Raw genomic sequence first — 15162 nt, 5'->3', positions numbered from 1 at the left:
TTTATTCAAAAACCTGCAAAAAATCCGCATTGTTAAGTCCGACAGGCTGCTAGACCAACTTGAAGCACGCCTGGCAGCCATCGGCAAGGTTCAGGAGGATATTCAAACAAAGGAGGACTTTGCGCGTCTGGAGCGTGAAGCGCTGGCAGCCAACCCTTTGGTTAGCGGCCAGCCGCTATTATTTGTGGTGCGGCACCAATACAAAAAGGATCATCACAACACCGCCACGTTCTTTCCATCCGCCCAGCATGAATGTAACACCGGCACTTACACGCCTGGCGGGGAGTTGAAAGTGCTGGACTTGTCCGCTGGCGGCGTCACCAAGACATTGATCCAGCTCGCGGAAGGAGTGGTTCGCGATCCAGAGGTGCATTTCGATGGCCGCAAGATTCTGTTCTCCATGCGGACCAACGTGGCGGACAGTTATCATCTTTATGAAATCGAGGCCGATGGCAACGGGTTGCGACAATTGACCTTTGCCCGCGACGTGGACGACCTGGACCCGCTCTACTTGCCGGACGGCGGCATTGCGTTTTCCTCCACGCGCGAGCCGAAGTATTGCATGTGCAACCGGCACATCATGGCCAACCTGTATCGTATGGAAGGCGATGGCGCGAACATCCACCAGATCGGCAAGAGTACGCTCTTTGAAGGGCATGGCTCCCTGATGCCAGACGGGCGCATCCTGTATGACCGGTGGGAATACGTGGACCGCAACTTCGGGGACGCGCAGGCGCTCTGGACCGTTAACCCGGACGGTACCAGCCACGCGTTGTACTGGGGGAACAATACCGCGTCTCCGGGGGGCGTGCTGGAGGGGCGGATCATCCCCGGCACCACCCGGGCGGTGTGCGTTTTTAGCTCCTGCCATGACCGGCCTTGGGGCGCAATCGCCATTGTGGATCCCAGCCTGGGAATGGATGGCAGTCAACCGGTGGTACACCTTTGGCCAGCCAGTGCGACGAACCTGATCAAGGCCGAGGGATGGCAAATTTTTGATTCTTTCGCCCGCCTCAAGGTGAAGTATGAGGATCCCTATCCCTTGAATGACCGTTATTTCCTCTGTGCGCGCATGACGGGGCAGGGTGAACAGATGGGCATCTACCTGCTGGACACGTTCGGCAATGAAGTGTTGCTGCATACGGAAGAGCCAGGTTGTTTCGACCCGATGCCGGTGACGCCGCGCCCGCGGCCGCCGGTCATTCCCACCCGCCGGTACTTTGACAACCAAGAGGGTTCCTTTTACGTGCAGGATGTCTATCAAGGGACGCACATGCAAGGCGTGCCACGCGGCAGCATCAAATGGCTGCGGGTGGTGGAGTCGCCCGAGAAACGCTTCTGGACCGGGCCAGGCTGGGACGGCCAGGGCCAGGAAGCCCCAGCCATGAATTGGCACGACTTCAGCAATAAACGCATCCTGGGCACCGTGCCGGTGGCCGAGGACGGTTCGGTGGCGTTTGCCGTACCCGCCGACAAGTTTGTGTATTTCCAACTGCTGGATGCCCGGGGCATGATGGTGCAATCCATGCGCAGCGGCACCATGGCGCAATCCGGCGAACAAGCCAGTTGTGTGGGGTGCCATGAGGACCGCCGCTCCACGCCGCTCAAGAGCGCGTATGTGGTGGATACCCGGCGGCCACCGATGCCGCTGGCCGGGTGGCACGGCCCGCCCCGGGAATTCAGCTACCGCAGGGAAGTGCAACCTGTCTTCGACCGGTGGTGCGTAAGTTGCCATGATTTTGGCAAGGCTGGCGGTGTCGTGCTAAACCTGGCTGGCGACCGCGACCTGGTGTTCAACGCCTCCTATAACGAATTGTGGCGGAAAAAGTTCATTACCGTGGTGGGTGCTGGGCCGGCGGTCACCCAACCCGCCTACTGGGGTTCGCCTGCCAGCAAACTGGTCAAGGCCATCCGCGATGAACATTGCGGCGTTAAACTATCACCGGAGGATTTCGAGCGGATCGTGACTTGGATTGATCTGAACGCCCCGTATTATCCCTCATACGCCAGCGCCCATCCTGCCAATCTGGCCGGCCGCTCCCCACTGGACGGTAAACAGTTGAAGCGCCTGGAAGAATTGACCGGATTGAAATTCGGCAAGCTGGCCTCCCACGCAGGCAACCAAGGGCCGCAAATCAGCTTCGATCGCCCGGAATTGAGCCCGTGCCTGGAAAAAATCTCCGACCACCAAGGCACGAATTACCTGGCGGCCCTGGAAATCATCCGCGCCGGGCGGCAGGCACTGAACGAATGCCCGGAGGCGGACGCGGAGAATTTCACGCCCTGCGAACTCGACCAATGGCGGGAGCAAAAATACGTCGCCCGGCGGCAGCGCGAGCAGGCGAACCGCCAAGCCATTCGTGACGGCCGCCGGGTCTTCGACCGGGCGGAATGGTAAATCTTCGCCCGGATGCCCCGACTTCCAATCCATCGCCTCCGTCCCTGAACCGTCGCTGATGGCACTGTTCAGCACGGGGTTGCTCGTCCGCTCCGGATCAGGGAGACCGCCTTGCCGCAATTAAATTTTGAGTTTCATAAAAAACAAACTACGTTTCCCGCGTATGAAAAAACGGGCAAAGGCACCGGTGGATACGGCGCTGCAAAAGAAAATTCAGGAATTGATCGCCTTCCAAGGCGGTGGATACAATGAGGATTTGGTGGCCGACGTAGTCGAAAACGCCCTCAAATTACTCAAGCAGGTGGAACATCGCGGCGACGTTCGCATCATCCAGACGGCGGTGCGTGAATTGCGTTATGCCTTTCGCGTTTTCGCCCCTTATTCGGAGCGGCGTAAAGTGACCATCTTTGGCTCGGCGCGCACGCAACCCACCAAAAAGGAATACCAACAAGCGGTGGAATTTGCCCGCAAGATGGCAGAAGCCGGGTTCATGGTCATCACGGGGGCCGGGCCGGGTATCATGCAGGCCGGTCATGAAGGCGCGGGGCTGGAAATGAGTTTTGGAGCCAACATTCGCCTGCCGTGGGAGCAAAGCGCCAACCCGGTGATTTCCAGCGATAAAAAACTGGTCACGTTCAAGTACTTTTTCACCCGCAAGCTGACCTTCCTGCGGCATTCGGATGCACTGGCGCTCTTCCCGGGCGGCTTTGGCACGATGGACGAAGGCTACGAAGCCCTGACGCTGATGCAAACCGGCAAAAGCCAACTGATACCGCTGGTGCTGATTGATCGTCCGGGCGGCACGTACTGGAAAACGTGGGACCGGAACATCCGCGAACACCTGTTGCGTGACGAACTCATATCGCCGGAGGATTTGAACCTGTACCAGATCACCGATGACACGGAGCAAGCGGTCAAATACATAACGCGCTTTTATCGCAATTATCATAGCAGCCGCTATGTGAAAGATTTGCTGGTCATCCGTTTAAAGAATCGCCCGACGGAATCAGCAATCAAGGGGTTGCACGAGGATTTTGCCGACCTGATTCAGGGAGAGCCGTTCCGCATTTTGGAGGAAGCCACCCCGGACGAGCGGGACGATGACGATGACGTGGCGTTGCCGCGCATCGCGTTCGGGTTCAACCGCCGTGGCTATGGTCGCTTGCGCCAATTGATCGACGTGCTGAATTGCTGGTGAATGGCAGCGTTTTGGGATGGCCAGAAGGGTTGCTCAGAGTTAGGCTGCCCTCATGCACCGAACCATCCAAATCGGAATCGTCTCGCTGATGCTACTGCTGGCGCAGGCAATTGGCGCGGCTGAGCCGCTGGTAATTCCATTGTGGCCCGCGGATAAACTGCCGACGATGCCGGACGCCAAACCGGAACAAACCGTCGAACGCAGCAAGACCGACAAACCGGATCGTTCCACCCGAAATGTTACCCAACCAACCCTTGCGGTTTACCCGGCCCCCGCTGAGCGTGCTACCGGAGCCGCCGTGGTAATTTGTCCCGGCGGCGGTTATGGCGGCCTGGCCATTGATAAGGAGGGGCATGATGTTGCGCGCTGGTTGAACTCCAACGGCATTGCGGGCGTGGTCCTTAAATACCGAATGCCGCGCGCCGAGCTTTCCCGGAACGGAAAACCGTGGCCGCTATTGGATGCGGCGCGCGCGGTGCGACTGGCGCGGGCTCATGCTTCTGAATGGGGGCTTGATCCGCAGCGGGTTGGGATCATGGGTTTCTCCGCTGGCGGGCATCTGGCCGCGACGCTGGGTACGCATTGGGAGAGCGCCAAACCAACGGCGACGGACGCGCTGGACAAATTCAGTTCCCGCCCTGATTTTCTGATCCTGGTGTATCCGGTTATTTCTCTGAAAGACCCGGTGGGGCATAAAGGCTCACGCCAAAGCCTGCTGGGCGCCAACGCGGACGCCAGCCTGATCGAGGAATACTCGAATGAACTGCACGTCAACGCGGAGACGCCGCCGACCTTTCTCGTCCACGCCAAAGACGACGGCGTGAAAGTGGAGAACAGCCTGCTGTTCAAAGCGGCGCTGGAGAAAAACAAGGTGCCCTGCGAGCTGGTCCTCTTCGACAAAGGCGGACACGGCTTTGGCCTGGGAATTCACGGCGGCGAACCCGCCACCTGGCCGGAGCGCTGTGCGAAATGGCTGCAGCAGTTTAAACGGACGCCGTAAACACACCGGTTGGAGAATAGGAATAGGGTTCCGATACATATTTGAGTTTGAGAATCACAAAAATAAAAGAGAATGGAGTATGAGCAGGTTTACGATAAGGCTGTGGATTATATTATGGCGTGAAAAGCTTGGAAGGGCACTGCTTGCAGTGCTTTTGGTGATTTGTTTCCTGCCTTTGTTGGTAATTCAGTGCGAGGCGCAAACCACTCGATATGTTTCCTTGTATGGAAGCCATGTGTTTCCTTTCACTACTTGGGGCACTGCGGCCACGAATATTCAAGCTGCGATAGATGCTGCATCCGAGGGTGACACAGTTCTGGTAACAAATGGGGTTTACGAAACCAGTGGCGTGGCAGTTTATGGGAATATGACCAATCGCTTGGCCGTAACAAAGGCGCTGATCGTAGCCAGTGTTAACGGCCCTGCGCCAACCATCATTAAAGGTTACCAAGTACCGGAAACAACCAACGGTGATGGAGCAATTCGTTGTGTGTACTTGACCAACGGCGCCACCTTAACAGGATTTACACTAACCAATGGAGCCACCCGCACTGATGGTGATTCCAGAAGCGAACAATATGGGGGTGGCATCTGGTGTGAGTTTACTGATTCGGTGATTTCCAACTGTGTGGTGGCGGGTAATTCGGCAGGGCACGGTGGTGGCGGAGTATTTGGCGGCACCCTGAACAAATGCAGCGTGATAAGCAATTCGGCCAGCATTGGCGGAGGCGCAGCTTTCAGTATCCTGAGCAACTGTGTCCTGTCTGGCAACTCCGCCTCCCATGACGGCGGAGGAGCGAGAAACAGTACCTTGATTAATTGCGTGCTGAACGGGAACGCAAGCGATGCAGTGGGTGGCGGAGTCAGCGACTGTTTTTTAACCAATTGCAACTTGATCGGCAATTCGGTCTGGAATGGTCATGGCGGGGGAGCCTACTCCAGCACCTTGTACAATTGCACGCTGACAAGTAATTCGGTTGCCTGGTACGGCGGGGGAGCACGTGAAAGCATATTAACCAACTGTAGCTTAATCGGGAATATAGCGCATCAAGGTGGGGGAGCCTATTACAGCAGTCTGAACAACTGCTTGCTCGTTGGCAACTTTGCGCGCGAGCGCGGTGGGGGAGCCGATTCAAGTAATTTAAGAAATTGTGTCCTGATTACCAACGCCGCTGTGAACTTCGGAGGAGGCGCATGTGAGGGTAGTGGGACCAATTGCACCATCGTGGGTAACTCAGCCAAGGATGGTGGCGGCATGGCGTTCGGCACGGCGTATAACTCCATTGTGTACTATAACCGGGCGGACACAAATGCTAACTTCAATGGTGGGGTGGTAAATTCGTGTGCGGTACCCTTTCTTAACACTACAGGCAATATCACCAACGAACCTGCCTTCGTGGATTTAGCCGCGGGTAATCTGCGACTGGCACCCAACTCTCCATGTATCAATGCGGGCGATAACATCTACGCCCGGGGTGGAGTGGACTTGGACGGACGATCAAGGATTGTGGGTGGAACCGTGGACATGGGTGCTTACGAATTTCAAAGCAGCACAACCAATTCCTACCTGATCTGGCTGTGCCAAAAGGGATTGTCACCTTCCATATCCTCGGACGACACCGATCTGGATGGAGATGGAATGTCCATCTGGCAAGAGTGGGTGGCAGACACCAACCCGACCAATGCAAATTCGGTATTGCGGATCAACATGACCAGAGCAAGCGTATCGGCACCACTCACCTTTGCCTTCATCGGCTCCTCTAACCGCGTATATACATTGTTTCGCTCCTCGAACCCAACCCAAGGGTTGTGGACAAACTGCCAATCAGAAGTCACCGGCACGGGCAGTCTGCAAACCATGACAGACACAAATAGCCAACCAGCGGGTTTTTACCGCCTATGTGTCAGGCTGCCCTGATTACATGCATGGTGGAAAACGACACTTTTCATTCCAATGAACAACCCGCCTTCTCAAAACCACGCCTTGCCGGGTAACCTCATGCGCACCAGAATAAAACCTTATCTCTTTCCAACCGATACAATGTGCCGCTTGTTGCGTTTCTTCCAGCTTGCAATTGCCAGCCTGATCTGGCTGGGATTGCTCCCACCTTTCCTCCCCGCCGCGCGGGTGGGTGGCGCGTTCAAACCGGATGCCATTGTGGGCCTGATGCGCCGGGTCAACGACTGGCAAAAGATGCACCCGCGCATGAAGGAAAGTTATCGCAACTTGGAGCGTGCCACCTGATACAATGATATGATTGGAAAAACTGCATGGATCGGATTGGCGATGATCGCCTTGAGCGTCACTCTGGCAACCTGGAGCGCGGACGTTTCGAAAATAAAGGTCTCCCGCCTCAAGGAAAGCCCGATCATCCGCCCGGAGATGCTGACAGGCAAGGACGTGAACAATATTAATGGACCGTCGCTGATTCGCGTGCCGGCTTGGGCACCGGGGCGGCTGGGCAATTACTACCTCTATTTCGCGCATCACAGCGGAAAATATATCCGCCTGGCCTATGCCGATGATCTGAAGGGCCCGTGGAAAATCCATGCCTCCGGCACGCTGCAACTGGCGGAGGCCCCCGGCTGCAAAGGGCATATTGCCTCACCCGATGTGCTGGTGGATGAAACCAATCGCCAGTTCCGCATGTACTTTCACGGACCAGACAAAACCGCCAGCAAACAGCTTTCCTACGTGGCCGTTTCTGGGGACGGGCTGCATTTCAAGGCCTCCGCCGAACCGCTGGGAATGTTTTATTTCCGCGTCTTTCAACGGGACGGTTGGTGGTATGCCATGGCCAAGGGCGGCCAGCTTTACCGCTCCAAAGACGGGTTGACCCAATTTGAAAAGGGCGGCAATCCACTTCCCGATGGCGCGGCGCGGAGCGTGGAGGATGGAGACGCCAACTCACCGGGACCGCGCCACGTCGCGCTGCAACCGGTGGACGATACCCTGTGGGTTTACTATTCGAACATCGGCGATGCCCCGGAGCGAATCCTGCGATGCAAGGTACCGTTTAACGGAGACTGGAAAACCTGGCAGGCCGGTTCCGTCCAGGAGGTGCTGCGCCCGGAAACCGAGGCTGAGGGAATCAAACTGCCACTGGCAAAATCCGCCGCCGGGGCCGCCAAAGGATCGGAAAATGCCCTGCGCGATCCCGCGATTTTCACCGATACCGATGCACGTGTGTATCTGCTCTACTCGGTGGCAGGTGAGTCAGGCATCGGCATTGCGGAACTGCACGAGCCGCGCTGATAACCATAACATTGCATCACGGTGATACGAGCGCACTGATTTTCGGGGGCATGGCACTGGCGATGGCAGCGTTGCCGGTGGAATCCGGATGCACCCCGTCCTTGGCCATACTGGATCAACTTAAGCCGTGCGCTCTTTGATCGCCTGCAAAATCTCCGCGATGGCTTGGGCGCGCGGCTTCACGCCTACGTTGCCTTTGCCATGCACGCGCACGGACACGTTGCCGGCATCCTTCTCGCGCTGGCCGACGACAAGCATGGTATGCACCTTCTCGCGCTCCGCGTTTTGAATCTTGCCGTTGATCTTGTCGTTGGAGGCGTCCAGTTCGACGCGGACAAACTGATTGCGCAACTCCTCGGTAATCTCGCGGGCGTACGGCACCAGGTCCTCGCCAATCGGCAGCACGCGCACCTGTTGCGGTGCGAGCCAGAGCGGGAAGTTGCCCGCGTAATGCTCGATCAGGAACCCGATGAAACGCTCGTGCGTTCCCAGCGGGGCACGATGGATGCAGAGCGGCGTCTTCTCGGTGTTGTCGCGGTCCTTATAGACCAAGCCGAAACGCTTCGGCACGGCAAAGTCCACTTGGTTCGTCGCGATGGTGAACTCACGGCCGCTGATGCTCCACACCTGCACGTCAATCTTGGGCCCGTAAAATGCCGCTTCATTCGGGATTTCCTTGAAATCAATGCCGGAATCCTGGAGCACCTTACGCACCATGTCTTCCGTCTGCTTCCATAACTCCGGTTCATCCACGAACTTCTGCCCCAACCGTGCCGGGTCATGGGTGCTGAAGCGCATCTGGTACTTGGCGAAGCCGAAAATCTTGAAGTACTTCAGGTACATCTCATTCACCGCGCGAAACTCACCAGCAAATTGCTCTGGCGTGCAATACAGGTGCGCATCGTTCATCTGCATGGAGCGCACGCGCATGAGCCCCATCAACTCACCAGATTGCTCATAGCGATAGCAGGTACCGTACTCCGCCAGGCGCAACGGCAGATCGCGGTAGCTGCGGGGCACCGCCGCAAAGATTTTGTGATGGTGCGGGCAATTCATCGCCTTGAGATAATACTTTGTAACGCGGGCGGTATTATCAAGCGCGATGGCGTTGGTAACTGTTGGAAGATAATCGTTTGCCATATCTAATATTATCTCACCCAACTTTTCCTGTGAAAAACCTTCAGCTTTTAGCCGTGCTTGTTCTTCAGGCCTGCCCAAGGCTATAATATCATCCTCTTTTCTCTGTGCCTTTTTAGCGGCATCTTGAGTTTCTTTATCTAACTTTCTTTCCTCACCCGGTTCCATCTTTAGTTCCATGGGCGGATACATGGACTCCGCATAATACGGGAGATGACCGGAGAGTTTGTACATGGATTCCTTGGCCAGATGCGGCGTGCGCACGCGCACATAGCCCGCCTGAAACTCGGTTTCCTTGGCCAGCTTTTCCAGTTCTTCAATGAGCACGGCACCGTTGGGCATCCAGAGCGGCAGTCCGGGCCCAACGTCATCATCAAACGTGAACAGTTCCATGTCCTTGCCGATCTTGCGATGATCGCGCTTCTTGGCTTCCTCCTGAGCCTTGAGCCATTCCTCCAGTTCGGTTTTATTCTGGAAGGCCGTTCCGTAGAGACGTTGGAGCTGCGGATTCTTTTCGTTGCCGCGATAATAGGCGGAGGCGATGCGGAGCAACTTGAACGCCTTGACGTTCCCGGTGCGCATGACGTGCGGTCCGGCGCAAAGGTCTGTAAACTCCCCGTTCTGGAAGAACGAGATGGGCTCGCCCTCGGGAATGTCGCCTAAGCGTTCGACCTTGAATTTCTGGCCGCGTCCTTCAAAAAATACCCGGGCTTCCTCGCGGGTCTTGACGGATTTCTCGAACACCTGGTTTTCCTTGGTGATCTTCTTCATCTCCTCCTCGATCTTGGAGAAATCCTCCGGGGTGAACCGGTGGCTGGGCAGATCGAAGTCGTAGTAAAAACCCTCGTCGGTGGGCGGGCCGATGTCCAGCATCGCATCCGGCCAGAGGCGCAGCACAGCGGCAGCCATGACGTGCGCGCACGAATGCCGCATCCGCTGCAAGTCGTTCATCTGATCCCGCTGTTCCAGTGTCTTCCGATCTATCTCGTGTTTGGCGCCTTCCATAAATGTTAAAATTCAAAATTACGCTTCACCCATCAAACAAAAACGCCTCAACAGGTGAATGTGAGGCGCTGCGTTCGCGGAATGGGTTCCGTGAACGCTAAAACATCGTCGTGGTCCTGCCACTGTTCATCGTGGTGTGAAACTATGCAAACCCGCCCGGTTTGGCAATGACGAATGTCAGGGGTGAGAAGCGTAAGTAACATGGGTTCATTACCGATGGTTTGACCAAATCCGCATCGCATAGTACCCTTACGCCTATGATTACATCATCCAAATGGATTGTTGCATTTGCCTTCGCGGTTGTCCTGGCGGCTCGTGCGGGCGAGTTTCCAGATGCCTGGACCTGGGACGATGACGCCCAAAGCCGTGCCAAACACGCGGCCCTCGAAAACAAGCCCATGCCCGCGCTGGACGTGACGGGGTGGGTAAACGGCGAGGTCAAGCCTGCGGACCTGAAAGGCAAGGTGGTGGTGGTGGATTTTTACGCCACTTGGTGCGGACCGTGTATGGCCGCCATCCCGCACAACAATGAACTGTTGAAAAAGTACCGGGATAAAGGTTTGGTCATCGTCGGCGTTTGCACCTCGAAGCGGGGTCAGGAGACCATGGATCAGACGGTGAAAACCAAAGGCATCGAGTACCCAACCGCCCGTGATCCGCAGCTTAAATCCCAGCAGGCTTGGGCAGTCAATTACTATCCCACCTATGCGATCGTGGACCGCAAGGGCATCGTCCGCATCATCGGGTTGCAACCTCAGCACGTGGAGTCGGTCGTCAAGAAATTGCTGGATGAAACGCCGGTTCCTTCCAGCGCCAAATAATATTCAGCCCTGGCTTCGCCCGCCCTCGCGTGGCGCAGGTTTCCAAACCTGCTGTGTCGCCGACTTCCCAGTCGGCAGACCGTTTGCCATTTCCCAACGCTCGCGAATTTCTAACGCCCCGCAGGTTAGGAAACCTGCGACACAGCAGACTTGGAAGTCTGCGGCACAAAACGCGGCGGACGGGTCCCCCCGTACCGCAGGTTTCCAAACCTGCTGTGTCGCCGACTTCCCAGTCGGCATACCTTTAATTACTCAACCACTCGCTGATTTGTAGTGGTACAATTGCAGGGTGAAAATGGTATAAGGTGATTCGTGTCACTCACGGCGGATCAGGCTCGACGGCCAAGGGCGACAATCAATGCTGCGCCCGCAACCATGATCACTGCGCCGACGAGCCGACGACGAATATTGCGCTCCCGGAAGTAGCGGTAGCCCAGGAACACACTGATCAGGGACGACAGTTGAAACAGAGCCAGGGAATACCCAACTTGCAGTTTTCCGAAAGTAAGGAGGGTCGTCAATTGCATGAGTCCGGTCGTCATCGCCAGCCACACGTAGGTACGCCAATGCTGCCGGAGCCGTCGTATTTCCTGCCCGACCTCGCCGCTGAGCAGTACCACAATGGCCGCGGTAGCGACCGGCAGCCCGAGGATGGACCAGAAGCAAAACGTGATCACCGGTGAGGAGTGCAACACGGCTCGCTTCAGGAAGACCGCCTCGGTTGCCGAGAAGACCAGCGCCGCAAACCGGAGTTGGACGCCGCGCTCCCGAAAGAACTGCACGAAGGCGTCGCCACGGGGCTGGTCCGGGGCACGGTCAACGACGCAGTAGCTTCCCGCCAGAATCAGCAGCACCCCAACCAGCCCGAATGCGGTGGGTATCTCGCCGATCAAGAACACCCCCAGCCCAAGGCTGAGCACCGCCTTGTAGGCATTGATGGGGCCGAGGACCGAAAGGTCGGTGGACCGCAACGCATAAACGAGCAGCACATTGCCCACGACGGCCAGGACCGCGCAGATCGCCATGTTTGTCCAGAACGCCGACCCGAGCTTGACGGCCCACATGCCACCCATAAAGGGCAGCACCATCAGCGTCAGGAGCGCGTGCGTGACCCCGATGATGAATACGGGATTTGCCGCCCGTTGCGCGAGCTGCTTCTGAAAGACGTTCGAGACCGGGTTGGCGACGATCCTTGCAAATACGAAGAGCGCGGTGAGCATGGGCTTATCGGCACCGCCCGTTACGGCACCCCGCCTGTGCGTTTATCTCATCGTTCATAGCCCGGCACGCTAAATCCCCCGCTCTGAGTGGTCAAGCCCGCTAATCTGTGAAATCATTGGAATTATTGACAGGCCTGCTAGACTTTTTGGCATGAAACAAATCCATAAGATAACGATTCTGGCCTTGGCGACGGTGCTGTTGGCAACGGGAGCGGCCAATCCGACGCCCATCGTTTCGGCGGAGCAGGCAGGGCCGAAAGAGTTCGAGGATCTGCGCGCAGGCTTCGTGAATCCCAAGGGATCGGGCACGACGACACTGTGGTGGCTCAACGGCAAGCTCTCCAAGGCGGAGATCCGCGAACAGTTGCTCCAGATGCGCGACCACGATGGCTTTGGCGGCGTCGCGCCGCTGACGCTCTTCCGCATGAAGCCGCCAACAGAACCGGCTTATCTCAGCGACGAATACTTCGAGATGTACGGTTGCATCCTCGACACCGCGAAGGAACTCGGCATGACGGTCGTGTTCTACGACGATTGTGATTTCCCGTCCGGCACCGCCGGCAATCAGATGGCGGAGCGGTATCCAGATGATCTGATGAAATATCTCGCTCGCGGTACGGCGACGGTTCAAGGTCCCGGCGAGGCGGTGGTGCCGATGCCTACGGGAACGGTGATGAGCGTCGTCGCGAAGAATCTCGACAACAATGAGCGGCGGGTGGTGTCGGCGGAGGCAAGGCTCGCCGTGGCGACATCGGGTGGCATCGGCGGCAGTGCGGGTTTCCGACAGCCGCCAGAAGAAGAAGGGCGCTACGAATATTTCCGCGTATTGAATGCCGACGGCACGGTGCTGTGCGAAGACAAGTTCACGGGCACAGTGAGCGGCAAATGGCTTGCTCCAGGTGCATCCCATGTCGAGAAGGACGGCTTGCACGCGACGGGTTGCCTGCCGATGTCGGTGAAGGATCTGAAGCTGCCCGCGAAGTTTATCATCGAGACCCGTCTGACCATCGTACGCACAGCGGCGGCGCTTGCGTTTGGGGTGCAAGACGAGAACGATCTCATCTTCTGGCAGTTCAATGCCCGGACGCAGGCGATCCGTCCACATATCAGGCACGGCGGCTACCGGACACTTTCCAGCGTGTCGTTCCCGTTCGAGACGAATCGCGCTTACGATGTGCGGTTGGTCGTGGATGGCGGCAGCGTGGTAACGTGGATTGACGGCCGCCGCGTGGCTGAGCACCAGGTCGAGAGGCCGCCACAGGCGGCGGTCCGTTGGCCCGTACCCGCCGGCCGCTGGGAGGTACAGGCATTTGTTTGCGCCACGGCGCCGGCGAAACGTTTCGTGGATTATCTCGATCCGCAGGCAATGCAGAAGTTCATCGGGCTGACCTATGATCGCTTCGCGCAGAAATTCCCCGCACACTTCGGCACGACGATCCGGATGACGTTCTACGATGACCTCTCGACCTATCATGTTCCCGACTGCCTGATGTGGACGCCAACGTTCAACGAAAAATTCCGCGCGCGCTTCGGCCGTTCGGCGGAGGCGCTCTATCCCGCGCTGTGGGAGAACATTGGGGCCGACACTGCCGCCGCGCGCGCCAGCCTGCTCGGCCTGCGCAACGAACTGCTCGCCGAAGGGTACCAACGCGCTGTGCAGGCGTGGTGCGACAATCATAACATGATTTGCTCCGGCCATCCGGCCGCGGCGTATCGCGCAAATCCGCTGCAATCGTCCGGTGACGCGATCCTCTGGTATAAATATCAGGGCGCGCCGCTGACCGACTACATCCACTACTTCGATCACGGTATTGATGGGTTCAAGATTCCAGCGTCAGCCGCCTACAACTTCGACCGCCCCACCGTTGTTTGCGAAATTTACGGCAATTTCCACCAGCAGATGTCGAACGACTCGAACATGCTCTATCGCGCAGGGATGGAGATCTATGCGCGCGGCATCAACTACCTGCTTCCCCATGGCACCTGGTGGGATCCGGCCAAGATGCGAATCGTGCCGGAAATTTCCTGGCGCAACCCGGCTTACAGCGCCGAGCTACCGCGCTACAACCGATGGGCTGCCCGCTGTGAAACGCTGCTGCGCGCCGGCCGGCACGCCGCCGATATCGGCATCTTGTATCCGATTGACGATCTCGCCGCGCGTTATCACGTCGGCTTGCTCCCGTTCACCCACGGCAAGGATCCGATTCCCGGCAGTGACTACTACGAACTCGCGCGTCTGTTGACCGGCGAGCTGCGCCGCGACTTCACCTTTCTGCATCCGGAAATCGTGGACACGCGCTGCCGGGTTGAGGGTCGCGAGTTCGTACTCGCCAACACCAACAACTGGGAGCGCTACCGCGTCCTGATCCTGCCCGCTTGCCGGAGCATCCGCGTTGGCAACCTGCAAAAGGCGCGTGACTTCCTTGCCGCCGGCGGACGCGTCATCGCGACAACTTGCCTGCCGGAACAATCCGCCGAGTTTGGGCATGACGAGGAGGTCCGCCGTCTCGCGAGAGAAATGTTCGGTCCTGGCGGCAGGGGCGTATTCGTGCCGGAGCCGAACGAAACAACTTTGTTGCAGGCCCTCGACGGCCTGGGTTTTGCGTGGGACGTGCGCATCACCCACGCCACCGACATCCCGCGCAATTACCGGAAAGCACACGATTACGGCGGCAAATTGACAGGCGATCCCGACGCTTACGAAGGCGGTAACCGAGCGTTCGCCTACCTGCATCGCTCCGTACCGGGCGCGGAAGTTTACTTCTTCGCCAACGCCAGCGCATTCGATGTTGCTTCCGATGTGCAGTTGCGCGGGAAACTAAGACTCGAGTTGTGGGACCCGCACACCGGTGCCACCCGACCGCTCGACGCATCATCCGAGACCGTCCATGACGAGCCGGTCACGCGGTTTAAACTCTCGCTGCCCGCCTTGCACAGTATCTTTGTCGTGGGCCGGTGACCGGCGGGAACAAGCAGGAACGCAATATGCAGAAAAATGTCAACAAACGCACAACCGGGAAACCCATGAACAGACTCACATCCTTCACCCTTACCGCCCTGCTGCTGGCGTCGCTAGTATTACTATGTTAAGTTAAACCTTGTCTTTTTCGAGCCATTCCGCGAGACT

General features: G+C 57.6%; 10 protein-coding genes. 8 read left to right on the top strand and 2 right to left on the bottom strand.

What is annotated here, in order from left to right:
* The 6 genes from WCO56_24760 to WCO56_24735 all read left to right on the top strand — a co-directional run.
* On the top strand, nt 1-2398 hold a 2398-nt coding region (locus WCO56_24760), incomplete at its 5' end, for a hypothetical protein (protein ID MEI7732807.1).
* A 163-nt stretch (nt 2399-2561) separates the two neighbouring features.
* Complete coding sequence (locus tag WCO56_24755) at nt 2562-3596, top strand: LOG family protein (protein ID MEI7732806.1); 1035 nt, start codon at nt 2562-2564, stop codon at nt 3594-3596.
* Between the two features lie 52 nt (nt 3597-3648).
* On the top strand, nt 3649-4596 hold the full coding sequence (locus tag WCO56_24750; protein ID MEI7732805.1) for an alpha/beta hydrolase: 948 nt from the start codon (nt 3649-3651) through the stop codon (nt 4594-4596).
* Between the two features lie 367 nt (nt 4597-4963).
* Complete coding sequence (locus tag WCO56_24745) at nt 4964-6514, top strand: choice-of-anchor Q domain-containing protein (protein ID MEI7732804.1); 1551 nt, start codon at nt 4964-4966, stop codon at nt 6512-6514.
* A gap of 81 nt (nt 6515-6595) precedes the next feature.
* Nucleotides 6596-6841: a hypothetical protein gene (locus tag WCO56_24740; GenBank protein ID MEI7732803.1), complete on the top strand. Its 246-nt coding sequence runs from the start codon at nt 6596-6598 to the stop codon at nt 6839-6841.
* A gap of 9 nt (nt 6842-6850) precedes the next feature.
* Entirely contained in the window at nt 6851-7852 is a 1002-nt protein-coding gene (locus WCO56_24735) for a hypothetical protein (protein MEI7732802.1), read from the top strand.
* A 120-nt stretch (nt 7853-7972) separates the two neighbouring features.
* Here WCO56_24735 and WCO56_24730 read toward each other — a convergent pair whose 3' ends face one another.
* Nucleotides 7973-9994 carry a threonine--tRNA ligase gene (locus WCO56_24730; GenBank protein ID MEI7732801.1) on the bottom strand — a complete coding sequence of 674 codons (2022 nt, stop codon included), beginning with the start codon at nt 9992-9994 and terminating at the stop codon, nt 7973-7975.
* A 257-nt stretch (nt 9995-10251) separates the two neighbouring features.
* On the opposite strand from WCO56_24730, the gene WCO56_24725 reads away from it, so the two are divergent.
* Nucleotides 10252-10815 carry a TlpA disulfide reductase family protein gene (locus WCO56_24725; GenBank protein MEI7732800.1) on the top strand — a complete coding sequence of 188 codons (564 nt, stop codon included), beginning with the start codon at nt 10252-10254 and terminating at the stop codon, nt 10813-10815.
* Nucleotides 10816-11144: 329 nt separating this feature from the next.
* Here WCO56_24725 and WCO56_24720 read toward each other — a convergent pair whose 3' ends face one another.
* Nucleotides 11145-12035 carry an EamA family transporter gene (locus WCO56_24720; protein MEI7732799.1) on the bottom strand — a complete coding sequence of 297 codons (891 nt, stop codon included), beginning with the start codon at nt 12033-12035 and terminating at the stop codon, nt 11145-11147.
* 151 nt (nt 12036-12186) lie between these two features.
* Between WCO56_24720 and WCO56_24715 the strand changes: the two genes are divergently transcribed.
* Entirely contained in the window at nt 12187-14994 is a 2808-nt protein-coding gene (locus tag WCO56_24715; GenBank protein ID MEI7732798.1) for a glycosyl hydrolase, read from the top strand.
* Nucleotides 14995-15162: the final 168 nt, after the last annotated feature.

The sequence above is a fragment of the Verrucomicrobiota bacterium genome (genome assembly GCA_037139415.1).
In the GTDB taxonomy this organism is placed as follows: Bacteria; Verrucomicrobiota; Verrucomicrobiia; order Limisphaerales; family Fontisphaeraceae; genus JBAXGN01.
The sequence above is the reverse complement of the archived record's forward strand: the minus strand, read 5'-3'. Positions and strand labels throughout refer to the sequence as shown.